Here is an 18,342-nt window from a genome sequence, read left to right as displayed (position 1 = left end):
CTTATGTGCATGGGGTAGTTTGTTGTTTATAAAAGCCCTCCGCTTCGGGCACTAAATCCTACAAAGACAAAGATCACAGAGATAATGGTCACTGCAATAATATGATAAGACAGAGGTTTTAGTCTTTTTTTGGGTATTAAAAAAAATCTGGCATGAATTGCTAAGGCAATAGTACATAGCAATAACCCTAGTTTTATAAGGATATGTTTGGTGTAATGATCACTAAAATCAAAATCAAATAACCCAGGAGCGTATACTGTGGTAATATATATCCCAGTGATCACTAGTGTGATTAGAGAAGGAATCCCAATACGCTCATATTTTGATTCGAAAGATTCGATGATACTAAAATCATTATGCTTCAGTGCCTTGGGTAAATAAGTTAATGACAGTATTAAATGACCCCCGGTCCATATGGTAGCAGCAATGATATGTATAAAAATGATCAATTTTAATCCCATTGTTGTATTAGTTTTACCTTTTTAATTTGGTTAGCAACTCTTGCCAGGTATATAGTTCTCCTCCTTTTTCTTTTTGTTTGGTGACAGCATCTTCTTTATGCTTAAAAGCCGAAAGATAGGCACCCATAGGGCTTGGTATTTCTTTACTGATTAAAAAAGTAGCCTGAGAAGCATCGATTAATGCTTCGGGTTCATTATAATCGGTAGACAGATAGATGTCTATAGTTTCAATATCCATGTCTTTAAGGTTATTGATCATACATTCTGTAGCATCAAATTTGTATATCTTTCCTTTTTTGGTAACGATCTCTGCGGCATGTAATTTATCAACGATAGTCATTTCGCAAAAATGACAACCATCAATGCCATAATCGATAGCTTTTGGACCGGTATTACAAGAAGTAAATAGGAGCGCAAGACTAAATAGGGTGAGGATAGTTTTTTTTAAGCTGCTTTTTGGCGTGAACAGGTATTTTTTTGCATCCTTTTTCCCTAAAATATACGCTATAAAGGTAAGTGCCATACCAAGAGCCATTAAATATGCTCCTAGCTGTGGATAAGAATGTGCCTTGAAGTTAAGAATATCTTTAGATCCAAATAAAGGAGGCTGAAATCCCATTATAGAACCATCGGGATTCGTGAATTTCATGATGGCTTTTGGATCTAAGTTATGCCCGTAGTCATACTCCCATAAATAGAAATCATAAATCCCGGCTATTGCAAAAACAGACATAAGTACAAACCACCCCAAGTACCATTTATAATTTGCAAAAAGACCAATAAGCACACCTAAAGCTGCCATAATACCCACTACCCAGGGAAATATTTTGAACTCAGGAATAGTTTCAGGGATATATTGCATGCCTACATAATGATTCATCAGGTTTATGTTTTTGATATCATGAGGATGGGCATCACTAAAATCATTTATATATATATCCATACCCAGTGGAGTAGGATACTGCGGGGCTTCTAGAGTGATATTCCATAGCGGGAATAGGAATAAAGCTAATATGAGTAGCGCTCCAGAAATCATTATTAATTTTGGTGTTTTCATACTGATGCGGTTTTAAAAACGGGTGATACTATAGCATCACCCGTTTTATAGTGTTAATTAAATTGGAGTCTAAACCAGATTATCAATGCTATTGCGTTGCATATGGTATTGTCAGTCTGAACCTGCCGAAGACTAGTGTCCATCATTTCTGATTACACTTCGACAAGCCTAAGTGCGATAACATTGGTAATCCAGATTTAATCTTCTCCTAAAGACCAGCTCAACGCGATATCTGAATCCTTTGGAGAAACCCTTACATATCCTTGCATTTCTTGATGTAGTGCAGAACAAAAATCTGTACAATAGAAAGGCCAGACCCCTACTTGCTTAGGATACCAGACAAACGTTTCTGTTTGCCCTGGCATAATCAAAAGCTCAGAAGTATTTGCTCCAATCATACTAACACCGTGAGGGACATCATAATCTTGCTCTAAGTTGGTTACATGAAAATATACTTTGTCACCGACCTTAATACCTTCGATATTATCAGGCGAGAAATGACTTCTGATCATTGTCATATATATATGTACTTCGTTACCTTCTCGTACTACCTTAGTATCTGCTTCTGACTTGGCAGCATATTTATGTTGATTTTCTTCTAATTTGAATATTTTTTTGGATCTTGGTTTGATAAGATCAGCAGGACACCCGGCAGCATAATGTGGCTCTCCGATAGTTGGAAAATCTAATAACAATTCCATCTTTTCTCCTGTAATATCATATAATTGGGCAGATTGAGTAACCTCTGGACCTGTTGGCAGATAGCGATCTTTGGTAATTTTATTCATTGCTAGTGCATACTTACCAAATGGTTTGGCAGAGTTACCTCCCGGTATCATGATATGACCAACAGAATAATATGTTGGTTTTCTATCTATTACTTCCCAGGTGTCTAGTTTCCATTTTACAACTTCTGAAGAAATGAAAAACGTAGTATATGCATTTCCTTTTCCATCAAACTCTGTATGTAAAGGTCCTAATCCAGGTTGTTCTACAATTCCTGCCAATACATCTTCAAACTTAAGAATTGGGATACCGTATGCTTCGCCATCTATTTTATTATTCTCGATAGCAGACATCATTTTTGTAAAAGAATGAACGGTAAGGTTGGCAGATAGTTTACCATTTCCTACAATATATTCTCCACTAGGATCTACATCACATCCATGAGGTGATTTTGGCGTCGGTAAAAAATATACTAGACCGGGGCATTCTGCGGGATCGAGGATCTTAACTTCTTTTTTCATAGTAGAAGTAGCAGTATGCGTATGCTCATCGTATACATTATGCGCGTAATTTGCAGGAACAGTTCTATATTTTCCTGCTTTGATATATTCTTCAGCTTTTTTCCAGTTTACGGCAGCAATAAAATCTTTATCATTTTGAGATGAATTCACTTCCATAAGTGTACTGGCTTCTTCTGTATTGTAAGTAGTAAAGAAGAACCATCCATGAGATTTGCCACGACCAGGGTGAGAGAGGTCATAGTTAAATCCAGGCATTAGGATCTGAAATTCTAAGTCCATTCTTCCATCTTCTGGAGCTACACTTATAAAGGATAATGCTCCTTTAAAGTTTCCTTTGTACTCTTTTATAGAGATATCTTGTTGAGGAACAGGTACCGAAAACCGGGTTCCTGCTACTACATATTCTGAGTTTTCTGTGACAAATGAAGAACTGTGATTACCTGCACTGTTAGGAAGTTCAATGATCTCGGTAGTCTCAAAAGTAGATAAATCTATTTTTGCAATACGGGGTGTATTATTAGCATTTATAAACACATATCTACCATCGATTTCTCCGGCGGTTTGTGATATATCCGGGTGATGGGCATCATCCCAAGGGATAAATCCATGAGAGGTGTTTAGCATTGGTTTTGTTTCTTCATTATATCCCCAGGCTTTTTCGGGGTCTTGTGAGAATACAGGGATAACTTTAAATAGTCTCCCCGACGGAAGCCCGTAGACAGATAACTGACCGCTAAATCCACCAGAGATGAATGCGTAAAATTCATCATGTTCTCCTGGGGCAACATATACTTTTTCTGCAGCCGAAGAATTAAGAGCTCCGCTTCTTTCTGATTTAGAATCAGTATTGGCACAACTGGTGACTAATAGCGCGGTTGCGATGAGATAGAAAAATAAATTAAGTAATTTTTTCATGACATTTTCAAATTTAGTTAGTTGGAAGAATGACTTTATCCACAACATGTACAATCCCGTTTCCTGCTTTTACACTTCCCAGGATTTTTGCACCGCCAATGTATACGTCATCTCCTTTTACTTCTACCGATACATACTCATTATTGGCTTGTCCTAGCTTTTTGAACTTTTTTAAAAAGTCTTTGGAGTAATTACCGGGAGTAACATGATGTTTAAGTATGTAGGCTAGTTTTTCTTTGTTTTCTGGTTTCAATAAGGTTTCTACGGTACCTTCTGGTAATGCATTAAAGGCTTCGTTGGTAGGTGCAAAAACCATAAGTGGCCCTGCATTTACAAGAGCATTTTCTAACTCTGCCGCCTGTACTGCTGCAACCAATGTAGTGTGGTCTTTAGATCCAATAGCAATGTTTAATACATTTGGGGTAGCTTCATCATCTTCGATAAAAGCTTGACCTTTGGCATTTTGGGATTCTTTTACTTCTTTATTGGGGGCTGGGGTTTCTTGTGGTTGATGTTCGCCTTTACATCCAATGAATGTAAAGGCTACTAATGCACAGATAAATAATATTGACTTCATATCTTATGTGTTATAGTGTTCTAAAGTATTCTAGTACAGCTCTGGCATCTTCTTCAGTTAAACTTTGGTTGGCCATAGGAGAACCATTAAACTCGATTAGCAATTCTTTTGCCAGAGGATCTTTTTCTACCATTTCTGAAGGATTAAGAATCATATTCATTACCCACTCAGGAGATCTTCTTTTTAATATTCCCGTAGGGGCAGGACCGATAAATCTTTTGTTTGGTTTATGACAAGCCATACACATTTTCTTAAAAATATCCTGACCTTTTGCTACCATCGACTGATCTATTTCTGCAGGAAGCTCTAGAGATGTAACCGGACCAACTCCTTTACTTTCTAAATCTACTCTTTTTGAAGCTGGGGTTTTGGTAGCGGCTTTAGGCTTCGCTGATTCTTTTTGTACCGATGTGTTCTTTTTTCCTATTGTTATCTGCTCTTTTTTTTCTTCTTGCTTACCACCGCAGCTGATGAGTAAAAAGATGTTTAACAAGAGAATAATTTTGCCAAATTTGTTCATGTTGTCTATTGTATATGATTAAATTAATAATACCCTGACTTTAGATTTATAGAGAGGATATGCCGTGTTTTAAAAGCAAATGTATGGGCTGTAGGGCTTTTAAAATATGATTTTAATCATATTTAAGACAAAAAAGTCTTTTATTCTTTTATTAAGAAATAGCATCGTGAAATAGAAGCAGTGAGATGTTATGATTTGAGTTGATATACAAGAAGATAGATGATGCCAATAGCCATTAAACTACTGATGCACGCCAGAGAAAAAAAGTAGTTAGGAAACAAAGAAAGTTCTAGCCATATGACAATTCCTTTGTAGATGATAAGAATTTCTGAACCCAGGAATCCAATAACAAATAATGCCATCGAAATTTTAGAGAGTTTAAGTAGCTTCAGATGGCTGAGAAAAGCAAAAAGACATAGACTTACGACTCCTAAAAAAGTAAGATGTAGGTATCCGATTACAAAATCAATAATGCCATATGCTAGTTCAGAAAAATAGGGGATCGATGAGATAGCTTGTAGCCCTATTTTTAACCCCAGAAGAGAGGTTACTAATATAAAAAGTGCTCTTTCTGTAGTAGAGAAGTGATTATATAGTTGTGGTCGGCAGTCTATAATAATCTTGATCAAAATGTAATAAGCTACTATTTGAAACAGTGCTCCAACCCCTCCCAAAATATAAAAGACAAAGTGAGGTTCGGTCCATAAAACAGATAAAAAGAAAGAGAGTAAAATTCCTGTTTGTAAGGTCGTATATAAGATATTGGGCTTTGGTTTAGAAACAGAAATTTTTTTTTGCTCGAGTATAAAAAAAAATATACCAAGCAGTGCCATAATATACCACCCATTATACTGAAAGTGAAGATAGAAATAGATGGCATTTTTGTACCAAATAGAGGTATTGCCCAACGTATTCATAATCGCTCCTAGTGCCCATGGACCAATACTGGAAAGTATCATGTAATAGAGAGCAATTCTAATACATTTATAAGAGAATGTACCTTTTTGTTCTTTGCTCGTATGGGTAATAAAGAACCAGGTAAACCAGTAGGAGGCTAGTAAAAAAAGTGTTGAAAAAATAATAGAATATAGCGCGTAGCCCATAAAAGGGAAGGTGACAAGCATACCAATTATGGTTACCTGCGTACTCCAGAAAATGATTTTATAGGTTTTATAAATCTCTTTTTTTGTAAGATATATTTTATAGATAAGAGTTGTTAATGCAGTATATACCCATCCTAATAAAGCGATATGAGAATGCGTGTGTATAACATATTTATAATTGGCAGCAATAGGTATTACTGTAAACAGCCGTAATAATAATCCTAATAGCGCAATAATGAGGAAGTATCCTAATGCTATATTGATATGTTTTTTTAAATATGCCATATACAAACAGAAAACGCTACAAATAAAATGAATTGTCGTAAGATTAAATGATTTAAGGGCTAATTAAATATAAAAAAGAGCCATTGTTAAGATTTTAATGACTCTTTTTTTTAGTAAGGAACCCTCTTTTTTTGTCCCAGATTAATATTATTGTTAGCTAAACTACAAGTAGCATTGGGGTATCACGCTACCTTTGTTATACAGGTTTTTAATAATGGGGATAGTTTTGAGAAAGCTCGTGGAGACATCAAAAACCTATAACCAACTTTTTAATAGTATAATCCAGGTGAAATCTGTTATGATATTAATTTTTGTTCTAATTGTACGGCTTTTGGATGAAGGATATTATTCTCTAAGTGGATATGTTGGTGTAAATCCTGTTCGAATTCATCTAGTTTTGAATAGAGAGCTTTAAAAGTATTGCAAGCACCTTCTGGTGGCATATAGTTATTCGTTAATTCTGCAATTTTTTTAAAAATATCCCCAGCATTTTCATGCTCGGATTCCATCATTCGAATTGGATTTTTCACAGTTCCAAAGTGAGCTTCCATAGGCGAAGCATTGTTTTTTTCTGCATTAACTAGTTGTTGGATATAAGGAAACAAAACAAGTTCTTCTTTTCTCATATGTGAAGTAAGTTCTTGAGCTACTTCATGAAATAGCTTATTTATGACGACTACCTCTTTGTAATGAGTTCCATGTACTGTTGCTACTCTGTCTGAATATTGTATAAGTAATGGAATGCTTTCTTCTACATATTTATGATGGATATTGATAATGTGATCCATTAAGAAATTTAAGTCCCAATTGTTATAGTCGTGAACATTTTTTATAATTGTATCTACTGCAGATAATTCTTTTTCTAAAACTGTAAAATCGATATCTTTATCACTGCAGGCAGTTTTAACAGAAACCCCTCCTCCGCAACAAAAATCAATACCATATTTTTTAAATATATGGGCTGTTTTAATGTTTTCGGTTACGATTTCTGCAACGGTTTTATTTTCTGTAATTGTCATATTCTTTTTTTTATGCACTTACTGTGCTAGTTCTATAATTTTTGCTACTGTTTCTTTATTGTTTACCCCTAGTCCTTCTTGTTGATGTGCTAGTTCTCCTTTTTGATCAAAAACACTTATGATATTAGAGTGTGAAAAATCCATTGGAGAGATTTTTTTATAATTTACAGCGAGGACCGCTGCAAATTCTCTAGTATCCTCTTTAGAACCTCTAAGGAACACCCATTGATCTGAGTTCATATTATTTTCTATCGAAAACTCTTTTAGCCGTTTGGGTGTATCTGTTTCTGGATCAATACTTACAAGTATTAGCTTCACATTTTTCTTTTTGGCTTGGGGTATTTGCTCTTCGATATTTCTCATATCTGCAACTAACCTTGGGCAAGCTGCTTTGCAAGAAGTATAAATCATTACCATCACCAGAACATTACCTTTTAACTCTTTAAGTTCTATTTCTTCATTATTTTGACTAGTCCATATCGATGGTAGATTATAAATCGATAGTTCAGATATAGGTTGATTTTCTTTTTCTATTTTTATGGCAATAGGTTCTTCTTGCTTTTTTTCTTTATTGCAAGAATATAGAAGTATAAATGCCCCAAGTAATAGTACAATTTTAATTTTCATTTCTTTTAGAATTTAGTAGTGTTGTCTATGGTAGTATATCTATATCTTTGACACATCGAAAGCCTAAGTTTTTTATGGCATAATTAGCTTTTACGCTTCCTCGAAATGCGTACCTCATAAATGCTGCATAGTTCATTAAATCAGAAGCACCCACAGCGGCGCTGCCACAAAATAGATTACTGTCTTTATCGACATCCTTACGAGATTCTCCTGATATAAGTACAGAATTAAAATCCATTGTCCATTCCCAGACTAATCCATGTAAATCATATACTCCCCAATAGTTTTTAAAAGTAGATCCGATTGTATTGTTAAAAGTTTTTGGAGTTTCGTACCACTCTAGTATAAATTGGTTATACGTTTCTTTTTTTCTTGCATCTGCTGTTTGCTTATCTGCCATGGCAGCATATTCCCATTCATCTACTGTTGGTAATCTTTTGCCTAGGCATTCGCAATATTTTTTTGCAGCAAACCATGATATATTGGTTACTGGGCTATTGGGGAGTAGTTGATCTCCATGAAGATCATTTGTCTCCCAGAGTGTGAGGTAATTTTCGTCTGCAAATAATCTTTTGATATTATCACGTTTCCACTCGGGGTATTTCTGTACAAACATTGAAAAATCCTTATTTGTAACAGGGTAGATATCCATTAAAAAAGTATTTACTCTTACGGTCGTAGAATCTACCCCATATAAAGGAATGTAAACTCCCCCTCTAACAGTAACCATATCTTGTGTTTGTGCAACTACACTAGGTGATAATATTATGGATGTAATACATATGATTACTGTTTTTAGTAAGGGGTTCATAAGTGTTTATTTTGTATTAATGAGCATTTCTTCTGCTGGCTACCATAGATGCAGTAATCTCTTTCTTAGAATTACCCCAACTGTTGTAAACATAAGTTAGTACGTTGGATATTTCTTCATCTGTTAAATCTTGTCTAGTCATTACACTATTGTATTTTTCTCCATTTACCGTAATTTCACCTGATTTTCCATTTAACACAATATCGATAGCACGGTTTACATCGGCGTTGAGGTAGTCGGATTTAGCTAAAGGCGGAAAAGCATTAGGTATTCCTTGTCCTTCTGCTTGATGACAAGCAAAACATGATTGCATGTAGGTTGCTTTACCATATTCCATTTTATCCTCAAGAGTCATGGCTACTTCTTCTTTGATTAATCCTTCTTCTATTGGTATTTCCTGAATTCCACCTCCTTCTGGTTGATAAATACCTTCTTCTTGTTTACCAGAGTATATTGTTTTATTGTCATCTCCTTGCACTTTGAGCATTCCGAGAGCACCTTTGTTAAAAGCTCTAAAAATGGAGTGATCTACAAGAATAAATGTACCTGGGACATCTACTTTGAACTCTACAATGGCTGCACCTCCAGCAGGAACCAAAGTTGTTTGCACATTTTCATTAATTAAGTCACCACCTTCTACACGTACAACATCAAATATTTCTCCAATAACATGAAATGATGAGACTAGGTTTGGACCGCCATTTCCTACGTATAACCGTACGGTTTCTCCTACATTTGCCGTAATTGCATTATCGCCCGTCAATGATCCTACTTTACCATTAAAAACTACGTAATCAGCGTCTTCATCTACAGCTTTTTTCATGTCAAAGGGTTGTAACCCTCTATCTCCATTTTCGCCTTTAGTATAAAAATCACCTTGCATGATGTAGAATTCTTTATCTACTTCTGGTAACCCTTCTTCTGGTTCTACGAGAATAAGTCCATACATGCCATTTGCAACATGCATTCCCACAGGAGCTGTTGCGCAATGATAGACATAAAGCCCAGGGTTAATTACTTTAAAAGAAAATTGAGCTTCATGACCAGGAGAAACAAAAGAAGAGGTTGCTCCACCACCAGGCCCTGTAACCGCATGTAAATCTATGTTATGAGGCAGTTTGTTGTCTGGATGATTTTTTAAATGAAATTCTACTTCATCTCCGATTTTGGTTCTAATAAAACTTCCGGGAACCGATCCGCCAAAAGTCCAATATACATACTTTACACCATCAGTCATTTCTCCTTCTTGTTCTAACACTTCCATGTTTACAATAAGTTTTTTGGCTTTTCTTTTTCCGGTAGGTTTTGGGACATTGGGAGGCGAGGTGAGTTCAGCAATCATTTCCCTACTAACAGGAATAGTTTCTGGGCTGTGATAGGTTTTTGCTTCGTCTTTTCCTTTAGAGCAAGAAAAAAACACTCCCAATAAGGCTAGTAAGAGTAAACCACAGCCTATTGTGGGCAAACTTAATTTTTTGAATTGTGTATCCATGTGGCAAATAATTTGGAATTAAGAATTAAAAGACCTTTTTATCTTTTATTTAGCAAGATTACATAATTGAAATTCATAAAAATATGATATTTGTCATATATTAAGAGAAATAGCAGTGAGGGAGACTGTTTTATTGGTTTTACAAAGGTTCTGGATGGGGTTATAGTAATAGCTCTTTAAGTAATAAAGATATGGGTTAAAAAGTGGTAGGAAAAAAATTAACTTTCCATGTTTTATAGGTATATTGAGCCTGTAGCGTAGTACTAATAAGAATAGATAAAACGGGAACAAATGAATAGATATACAACAATTGTAATCATTTTTATAGTGCTTTTTTTTATTACCAAAGGAAATGCACAAGAAGAGAAACCTGTCAAAGTTGTTTTGATCACACTGGATGGCTTACGATGGCAAGAGCTTTATACAGGGGCAGATTCTTTATTGATAGAAAATAAAGCGTATGTGCACGATATAACTAGCTTGAAGTCTGATTTTTGGAGATCAGAAGCAAAAGACCGAAGAGAAGCTTTAATGCCCTTCTTTTGGAAAAATGTTACTAAAATAGGGCAGCTGCATGGTAATAGAAACGTAGGAAGCAAGGTAGATTTGACTAATACTATGTGGTTTTCATATCCTGGTTATAACGAAATCTTAACAGGAGTGGCCGATGATAAAAATATTACTAGTAATAGTAAGGTAAATAACCCTAATAAAACAGTACTAGAAATAATAAATAATCATCCCGAGTATAAAGGAAAAGTAGCTGCTTTTGGAAGCTGGGATGTTTTTCCGTATATAATTAATGAAGATCGTTCTGGAGTTCCTGTTAATGCGGGTTTTGAAGTATTAAAAGGAAAAGGTCTTAGTTCGAGAGAAGTATTTCTAAATCTATTACAAGATCAAGTTCCTAGCCCTTGGAGTTCAGTGAGATTTGATGCGTTTACCCATCATTATGCATTAGAGCATATGAAGAAAAATCATCCTGAGTTGGTATATATTGCATATGGAGAGACAGATGATTTTGCTCATGATGGGAACTATGAAGCTTATCTTAAGGCAGCTCATAATACTGATAATTTAATTAAAGAATTATGGGAATTTACGCAGCAAGATTATTTTTATAAAGATAATACAGTTTTCATTATTTCTACTGATCATGGCAGGGGAACTGACCCTCTGGATACCTGGAAAAGCCATGGAAAGAACATAAAAAATGCTGGGCAGGTATGGCTTGTTGCATTTGGAAAAGGAATAAATGTATTAGGAGAGGTTAGTAACAACGAACAGTTATTTAGTAATCAAATAGCCGCTACGGTAGCAAAGATCTTAGGAATAGAGTATCCTATTGAAAAGGCAGGAAAACCTATTGATGTCATAGTGCTTCCAGAAAAGTAAAAGTAAACTTCTTATAAAAAATATTGATGTTCAATGGTGGCCAATTATCATAGATAGTTGGTCATTTTTGATATATCTATTTTTAGTTATTGTTTTAAAAAAAAGTTAAAATAAGCGAATGTAAGCAAGGTGAGGATTGGTCTTAATTAACAAAATATACTAATTATAGATTCACGTCATTTTTTATCCTATTCACGTCATTTAGTTATTTCTATTGATCATTAATTTTGTATTAAAATTTATTTAGACCAAATAAAAATAACTATGTTACAAGAAACCCAACTTACTCTAAAACCTGATCTTGCTGTCGACTATCTTTTTGATGCTCATTCTAAACGTGAATACGAGGAATATATTCAAAAAACAGTACAATATATAAAAGCTTTTTTGGATAATGATTGTTTTTATAGTGGAGAGTCGGTAGAAATGCTCAAGTCGCGAAAAGAAGGGATTTCTGTAAATTCGGAGACCAATATGTCTGTTGATCAGGCGTTGCGAGAGGTCAAAGATATATTTCTGGATCATGCTATCTCATTTCATCATCCTAATTATGTTGCACACCTTAACTGCCCCGTTTTATTACCTGCCTTGGTAGGAGATCTAATAGCTTCATCTGTGAATACAGCTATAGAAACTTGGGATCAAAGTACCTCTGCAACTTTAATAGAACAAGAAATTATACGTTGGATTTGTCATGAAATGAATTTTCCATCACAATCTGATGGGGTTTTTACTAGTGGCGGAACACAATCCAATTTTAAAGCACTTTTAATGGCTCGAGATCATTATGCATTTACACATTATGGTATAAATCTTAAGGAGAACGGTTGGTCTAATGAAGTGAGTAAGTTTCGTATTTTTTGTTCGGAGAAATCACATTTTAGTATAAAAAAGAATGCTGCTTTATTGGGTATGGGGTATGATTCTGTAATACCAGTAGGTACAGATGAAGAGATGAAAATGAAAACAGATGCCCTAGTTCAAGCCATAGAAAAAGAAAAACAACAAGGAAATATCCCGATTGCGATTGTAGCTACAGCAGGAACAACCGATTTTGGAAGTTTTGATCCTCTTGAGACAATCTCAAAAATAGCCAGAGAATATAATATTTGGTTTCATGTGGATGGGGCTTATGGAGGCTGCTATGTGTTAACAGATTCTCATAAACATTTACTAAATGGTGTAGAACATGCAGATTCTATGACTATTGATTTTCATAAAACATTATTTCAACCAGTATGCTCTAGTGCATTCTTAGTAAGAGATAAAAAATATTTTAGATATATATCATATTATGCAGATTATCTAAATCCATTAGAAAGTAGGGACGAAGAGCATCCTAACCTTATCGAAAAATCAATTCAGACTACTCGAAGATTTGATGCTTTAAAATTATGGTTTACGCTAAAAGTAACCGGAGCTAAAACCCTTGGCTCTTTTCTTGAAGCTGTACATTACCTGGCACTAGATGTATATGATAGTATTAAAGATGATATCTATTTTGAAGTAGCCCATAGGCCAGAATTAAGTACAATAGTTTTTCGATTTAAAATTCCTGAAATATCAGACGAAAAAAAACTGGATGAAGTGAATTTGAATATTAAGAATACATTATTCAATTCTGGAAAAGCTTCTGTGGCAAGTACTAAGGTTAATGATAAGATCTACCTGAAATTTACCTTATTAAATCCTAGGTCGACAAAAGAAGATCTGTTTGAAATCATAAAAATGATTAAAGAACAAGGAATAACATATACAACGAATAACTAAAAAGATATTAAGATGAGTGATACTAAAATAGTAGATTATGTAGCTGTAGGAATAGGACCTTTTAATTTGGGGCTAGCTTGTTTAACTGAGCCGATTGATGAATTAAATGGCATCTTTTTAGATAGAAGACCTAAGTTCGATTGGCATCCTGGGATGCTACTTCAGGATACAACACTTCAGATTCCGTTTATGGCAGATTTGGTGACCTTGGCAGATCCGACTAGCCCTTTTAGCTTTTTAAACTATATAAAAGAACAAGGACGAATGTATTCTTTTTATATAAAAGAGAATTTCTTACTGCTTCGTAATGAATATAATCAATACTGTCAATGGGTAATATCAAAATTGCCGAACTTATTTTTTAATACAGAGGTTACACATATACAATATAATAGTGATGAGAAATATTATGTTGTTACATCAAGATGTACCAATACAGATGCTATAAAGATATATAAAGCAAAAAAGCTTGTATTAGGTACGGGAACCCAGCCTTTTGTGCCAGATTGTTGTAAGCAACTAGAAGGGAAGGCAGTTCATTCTTCTTCATATCTCGGGCACAAATCAACACTACAGTCCAAAGAATCTATTACTATACTAGGGAGTGGACAAAGTGCAGCTGAGATTTTTTATGATCTCTTACAGGATATTGATATAAAAAAATATCAGTTAAATTGGATTACCAGATCACCTAGGTTTTTTCCATTAGAATATTCCAAACTAACCTTAGAGATGACTTCTCCAGAATATGTGGACTATTTCTATAATTTGCCATCAGACAAGAGGGATGATTTAATTCATAATCAAAAACATCTTTTTAAAGGAATCAATCAGGATCTTATAGCAGATATTTATGATATGATCTACACCAAGCAATTAACCAATAAAGATATTAAGATATCGTTACGTACTAATTCTGAGTTAACTGCAGCGCAGTATGATGATCAAGACAAATTTAGTCTGAAACTACATCAAATTGAACAAGATAAGCTGTATAGACATCAAACCGAAGCATTAGTCCTCGCTACTGGTTATGCGTATCAGAAACCTGAATTTATAGAAGGTATCGCAGATCGTATTTTATGGGACGATAAAGAGCGTTATGCAGTACATCGTAACTATAGTATCGATACAAAAGGAGAAGACATCTTTGTGCAAAATGCAGAGCTACATACTCATGGGTTTGTTACTCCTGATTTAGGAATGGCATGTTATCGTAATTCTTTTATAATTAAAGAATTAACAGGAAAGGAGTATTACCCAGTAGAAAAACGTATCGCTTTTCAACAGTTTGAAGTAACTCAGGACGAAGAAATAATAGAGTCTATTACGTACTAAGTTGATATATGTACCTAGGTAGTAAAAAGAAATGGAGCCAAAGAAATAATATGTTGTCACTATGAGTTTGAAAAATTTTCTTATCCTCATGACTTTGATAGCTGTGGTAAGTGACTATTTGTTACACCCCTTTTATCCACAGTTTTTTGAAGCGCGATTTGGAGTTACTAATCCAGAATATGTAGGGTATTATTTTGCTGCTATTTGTTTTATGGTAATGATTGCTTTTCCATTTTGGGCATATATATCTAAAAAGGTTACTGAACTCAATATTTTGATATACACACAAGGTATAGCTGGGATACTAGCATTACTTTGTTATACCACTACATCTTACACTAATTTTTGGGTAATATCCTTGGTAATGATATTATTTAAAGGAAGTTATCTCTTGGTGTATCCATATATCTTAAAGATAATTACTCAAAAAGAACATGCAAATACTATTGGATTACTATCAGTTGTCGTGCATATGGGAGGAATTTTAGGGGCCGTTATCGGTGGATTAACCGTAGATCTTATTGATGCCAGCTATATTTTTCTGATCATGGCCGCTGGAGATTTTATACAAATGGGAATGAGTATATATCTATTGTCTAGTAAACGATATGATACCAAAAAGATTGTCGAAACTAAATCTACCCTTGATGCCAAGGATAAAATTATCCCCAAAGGTTTTATTCTTAAGATTGGATTAGTAACGATGATCTTATATTTCAGTGATTTTATAATCCGCCCGTTTTTCTCTTTGTACTGGGAAAGTATTTCCCAGTACAATAGTAAATTAATCTCAGGGTCTATATATGCAATCCCTGGGTTTGTGGCTTTAATTGCTCTTTGGGTGAATACAAAACGTATTTCTAAAACCAAATATCAAGGTATTATACCAGCATTGTTTTTAGGAGTAATCGGACTAATTCTTCAAGGGCTTCCCTTTGGTGCAATAGTCATATTAGGAAGGATTGTTTACGGTTGGGCGATTTTTCAAGGTCTAGTACGTTTTGATGTTTTGTTATTTGAATTTAGTTCTCCAGACCGATATGCGGTAGACTATAGTAAAGTACATTTCTTTCAAAATCTAGGAATATTACTGGCTTCTTTTTCTGTAGGAATCTTGGTAGATGCTAATGGAGTGCAAACTCCTTTTACAGTAGCTTTTGGAGGTTTCTTTATAACATTGGGAGTCTACTACTTCTTATTTCACAAAACAATATTTAGAACACGGGTAAAGCAACTAGCAAAAACATAAAGATTATTATATGTCAGTTCAAGAACATACAAATTTTGCAGTACCATCAAAAGAAGCTTATGTGTTTTCATCATCTTATGAAGGTTTTGGGAATATTGATATACGCTCTTTTGATGTTGAAAAAGATAGTACCACATTACATGATTGGGTAAATCGTGACTATGCTATGTTCTGGGGGATGCAACAATGCTCTCTTGAGCAAGTAAAACAAGAATATAGAACCTTAATGCAACCAGATCATTATGATGTTTTTGTTGGGGAATATAATGACCAGCCTGTTTTTGTATTAGAACGCTATCATCCTCAAAAAGATCTTATAGGAGATCATTATCATGCCAAGGATGATGATTGCGGAATTCATATTATCGTAGCACCACCAACAGAGGGTAAAATTAAAAACTTTACCTGGTACATGTTTGATACTATCATGAATTTTGTTTTTCAGAATGAAAAAACAAATCGAATTATAGTAGAGCCAGACATAAGAAATAAAAAAATGTTTGCACTCTGTCAACGAGTAGGTTTTCAACTTAATGCAATAGTCGAACTCCCACATAAGACTGCACAACTTGCATTCTTAACAAAAGAAACACACCAACAACTTAAAATATCTCCACAAATGAATAAAAGAAGTGCTATGAATACTCTCGATAATGCTGTTTCGCCTCAGCAATCAGTGGCACATATGCAGCCTGAATTATGGGTGAAAGTAAATACCCTGTTAATCAAAAAGGCAATATGCGAATTTGCTCATGAATTACTTATAGAACCAAAGATAATTGAAGAACTTGCTGATGGGTGGAATACATATGTTTTAAAAGCAGATAACAATACAATTCAATATATATATCGGGCAAAAAAGCTAGCATTAAATCATCTTTGGATTAATGAACTTTCTATCAAAAAATATGAAGATGGGAAATCAATACGCCTCGATGCTATTTTATTTATTAAAGAATTTAGAAAACAGTTAGGTATAGATGATAGTGCTATGCCAGTATATCTGGAAGAAATTATTAGTACTCTTTACGGGAGCGCTTTTAAATATGTAAAAGGAAACCCAGGGGCACTAGATTTGGTATCTTCGGATTTTCAAACCATAGAGCAATCTATGATAGAAGGTCATCCAGGTTTTGTTGCTAATAATGGCAGGATAGGTTTTGACAGTAGTGACTATAGATCTTATGCTCCCGAGGCAGGGAATTCTTTTTCTCTGATATGGTTGGCAGGTCATAAAAACAGTACTGTATATGCCGCAATAGAGAATTTACCTTATGAAGTGTTAATTCGACAAGAATTAGATCAAGATACAATTTCGTCATTTAATTCAGTAATAGAAGATAAAGGTTTTGATCCAGATGATTATCTGTTTATTCCTATGCATCCATGGCAATGGTTCAATAAATTGGCAAATATTTTTTCACCAGAAATCGCAATAGGAAATCTAATTTGTTTAGGCTATGGTCCTGACCAATATCTTGCGCAACAGTCAGTACGAACACTATTTAATACAACCAATCCTCAAAAATTTTATACCAAAACTGCTCTTTCAATTTTGAATATGGGATTTATGAGAGGACTGCCTTTATATTATCTAGGAACGGCTCCAAAAATGGCAGTTTGGTTAGAAGAGTTACTGTATAAGGATTCATATATTCAGGAAACCGGATTTAGAATGCTGGGAGAGATAGGTTCTATTAGTTATGTGAATCCATACTTTGAAGAATTTGGTCCACATAATGATTACAATAAGATGTTAGCCTCGCTATGGAGAGAAAGCCCTATGTCTGCCATAGAGGAAGAGCAAAAACCAATGACTATGGCAGCGTTCTTACATGTTGACCATGCCGGAAAAGCATTTCTTCCTAAGATTATCGAAGCTTCTGGATTATCAATATCTGAATGGTTACGTAGATACTTTAAGGCATACCTAAGTCCGCTGTTACATTGTTTTTATCATTTTGATTTGGTCTTCATGCCACATGGCGAAAATATAATTATGGTACTAGAAGATAATATTCCTGTAAAAATATTGCTTAAAGATATAACAGAAGAAGCTTGCATTCTCAGTCCAGATGTAGCCCTTCCAGAACACTTGAAGCGTATGTATGCGCCTGTACCCGAAGATGTAAAGCTACTATCCATATTTACAGATGTTTTTGATGGTTTTTTCAGGTTTATGTCTCAGATATTAGTAGAACATGCAGGATATTCTGAAGAAAAATTCTGGGAAGGGGTAGCAGAAAATATTCAAGAATATCAAGATCGTTATCCAGAAAATGAAGCAAAATTTAGACAATATGATCTTTTTGAATCAGATTTTCATTTATCCTGCCTTAATCGATTGCAGTTAAATAATAACAAGCAAATGATAGATTTGGATGATCCTGTAGCACTACTTCAATTTGCAGGGAGATTACAAAATCCAATTGCTGCTTTTAAAAGAAAAGAATACTCTCCTCAACTATAAGGATCT

15 protein-coding genes are annotated in these 18,342 nt (G+C 34.5%); 5 read left to right on the top strand and 10 right to left on the bottom strand.

From position 1 onward, the window contains the following. Positions 1-26: 26 nt before the first annotated feature. The 10 genes from C1X07_RS18975 to nirK form a co-directional block, all read right to left on the bottom strand. Entirely contained in the window at positions 27-461 is a 435-nt protein-coding gene (locus C1X07_RS18975; protein ID WP_103071615.1) for a CopD family protein, read from the bottom strand. Positions 462-474: 13 nt separating this feature from the next. Continuing rightward, positions 475-1,518 carry a nitrous oxide reductase accessory protein NosL gene (locus tag C1X07_RS25450; RefSeq protein ID WP_317046123.1) on the bottom strand — a complete coding sequence of 348 codons (1,044 nt, stop codon included), beginning with the start codon at positions 1,516-1,518 and terminating at the stop codon, positions 475-477. A gap of 197 nt (positions 1,519-1,715) precedes the next feature. Further along, positions 1,716-3,680 (bottom strand): Sec-dependent nitrous-oxide reductase, encoded by a 1,965-nt coding sequence (gene nosZ / locus C1X07_RS18965; protein WP_103071614.1) that lies wholly within the window; start codon positions 3,678-3,680, stop codon positions 1,716-1,718. A 13-nt stretch (positions 3,681-3,693) separates the two neighbouring features. Further along, complete coding sequence (locus C1X07_RS18960; protein WP_103071613.1) at positions 3,694-4,257, bottom strand: fasciclin domain-containing protein; 564 nt, start codon at positions 4,255-4,257, stop codon at positions 3,694-3,696. 10 nt (positions 4,258-4,267) lie between these two features. Next, complete coding sequence (locus C1X07_RS18955; protein WP_103071612.1) at positions 4,268-4,777, bottom strand: c-type cytochrome; 510 nt, start codon at positions 4,775-4,777, stop codon at positions 4,268-4,270. 188 nt (positions 4,778-4,965) lie between these two features. Then, entirely contained in the window at positions 4,966-6,165 is a 1,200-nt protein-coding gene (locus C1X07_RS18950; RefSeq protein ID WP_103071611.1) for a hypothetical protein, read from the bottom strand. 296 nt (positions 6,166-6,461) lie between these two features. After that, positions 6,462-7,184: an iron-sulfur cluster repair di-iron protein gene (ric, locus tag C1X07_RS18945; protein ID WP_103071610.1), complete on the bottom strand. Its 723-nt coding sequence runs from the start codon at positions 7,182-7,184 to the stop codon at positions 6,462-6,464. A gap of 18 nt (positions 7,185-7,202) precedes the next feature. Beyond that, positions 7,203-7,811: an SCO family protein gene (locus C1X07_RS18940; protein WP_103071609.1), complete on the bottom strand. Its 609-nt coding sequence runs from the start codon at positions 7,809-7,811 to the stop codon at positions 7,203-7,205. A 25-nt stretch (positions 7,812-7,836) separates the two neighbouring features. Further along, a complete protein-coding gene (locus tag C1X07_RS18935) occupies positions 7,837-8,622 on the bottom strand; it encodes a formylglycine-generating enzyme family protein (protein ID WP_241507289.1) in 786 nt (261 codons plus the stop codon). 16 nt (positions 8,623-8,638) lie between these two features. Then, a complete protein-coding gene (gene nirK, locus C1X07_RS18930; RefSeq protein ID WP_103071608.1) occupies positions 8,639-10,114 on the bottom strand; it encodes a copper-containing nitrite reductase in 1,476 nt (491 codons plus the stop codon). A gap of 291 nt (positions 10,115-10,405) precedes the next feature. Here nirK and C1X07_RS18925 point away from each other — a divergent pair, with 291 nt between their 5' ends. From C1X07_RS18925 to C1X07_RS18905, 5 genes are all read left to right on the top strand, one after another. After that, positions 10,406-11,509, top strand: a complete 1,104-nt coding sequence (locus C1X07_RS18925; protein ID WP_103071607.1) for an alkaline phosphatase family protein — start codon at positions 10,406-10,408, stop codon at positions 11,507-11,509. A 264-nt stretch (positions 11,510-11,773) separates the two neighbouring features. Then, complete coding sequence (locus C1X07_RS18920; protein ID WP_103071606.1) at positions 11,774-13,279, top strand: pyridoxal phosphate-dependent decarboxylase family protein; 1,506 nt, start codon at positions 11,774-11,776, stop codon at positions 13,277-13,279. Positions 13,280-13,291: 12 nt separating this feature from the next. Beyond that, positions 13,292-14,617 (top strand): lysine N(6)-hydroxylase/L-ornithine N(5)-oxygenase family protein, encoded by a 1,326-nt coding sequence (locus C1X07_RS18915; RefSeq protein WP_206604254.1) that lies wholly within the window; start codon positions 13,292-13,294, stop codon positions 14,615-14,617. 61 nt (positions 14,618-14,678) lie between these two features. Continuing rightward, positions 14,679-15,866 (top strand): MFS transporter, encoded by a 1,188-nt coding sequence (locus C1X07_RS18910; protein WP_241507288.1) that lies wholly within the window; start codon positions 14,679-14,681, stop codon positions 15,864-15,866. A 10-nt stretch (positions 15,867-15,876) separates the two neighbouring features. After that, positions 15,877-18,336, top strand: a complete 2,460-nt coding sequence (locus C1X07_RS18905) for a GNAT family N-acetyltransferase (RefSeq protein WP_103071603.1) — start codon at positions 15,877-15,879, stop codon at positions 18,334-18,336. Positions 18,337-18,342 lie beyond the last annotated feature (6 nt).

Origin of the sequence: Aquimarina sediminis (assembly GCF_002895435.1) — a bacterium.
In the GTDB taxonomy this organism is placed as follows: Bacteria; Bacteroidota; Bacteroidia; order Flavobacteriales; family Flavobacteriaceae; genus Aquimarina; species Aquimarina sediminis.
This window is presented reverse-complemented; position numbering and strand designations above follow the sequence as displayed.

Coding starts and splice junctions, on each gene's coding strand:
- C1X07_RS18975 (WP_103071615.1), bottom strand. CDS start 461: ATGGGATTAAAATTGATCATTTTTATACATATCATTGCTGCTACCATA.
- C1X07_RS25450 (WP_317046123.1), bottom strand. CDS start 1,518: ATGAAAACACCAAAATTAATAATGATTTCTGGAGCGCTACTCATATTA.
- nosZ (WP_103071614.1), bottom strand. CDS start 3,680: ATGAAAAAATTACTTAATTTATTTTTCTATCTCATCGCAACCGCGCTA.
- C1X07_RS18960 (WP_103071613.1), bottom strand. CDS start 4,257: ATGAAGTCAATATTATTTATCTGTGCATTAGTAGCCTTTACATTCATT.
- C1X07_RS18955 (WP_103071612.1), bottom strand. CDS start 4,777: ATGAACAAATTTGGCAAAATTATTCTCTTGTTAAACATCTTTTTACTC.
- C1X07_RS18950 (WP_103071611.1), bottom strand. CDS start 6,165: ATGGCATATTTAAAAAAACATATCAATATAGCATTAGGATACTTCCTC.
- ric (WP_103071610.1), bottom strand. CDS start 7,184: ATGACAATTACAGAAAATAAAACCGTTGCAGAAATCGTAACCGAAAAC.
- C1X07_RS18940 (WP_103071609.1), bottom strand. CDS start 7,811: ATGAAAATTAAAATTGTACTATTACTTGGGGCATTTATACTTCTATAT.
- C1X07_RS18935 (WP_241507289.1), bottom strand. CDS start 8,622: ATGAACCCCTTACTAAAAACAGTAATCATATGTATTACATCCATAATA.
- nirK (WP_103071608.1), bottom strand. CDS start 10,114: ATGGATACACAATTCAAAAAATTAAGTTTGCCCACAATAGGCTGTGGT.
- C1X07_RS18925 (WP_103071607.1), top strand. CDS start 10,406: ATGAATAGATATACAACAATTGTAATCATTTTTATAGTGCTTTTTTTT.
- C1X07_RS18920 (WP_103071606.1), top strand. CDS start 11,774: ATGTTACAAGAAACCCAACTTACTCTAAAACCTGATCTTGCTGTCGAC.
- C1X07_RS18915 (WP_206604254.1), top strand. CDS start 13,292: ATGAGTGATACTAAAATAGTAGATTATGTAGCTGTAGGAATAGGACCT.
- C1X07_RS18910 (WP_241507288.1), top strand. CDS start 14,679: ATGAGTTTGAAAAATTTTCTTATCCTCATGACTTTGATAGCTGTGGTA.
- C1X07_RS18905 (WP_103071603.1), top strand. CDS start 15,877: ATGTCAGTTCAAGAACATACAAATTTTGCAGTACCATCAAAAGAAGCT.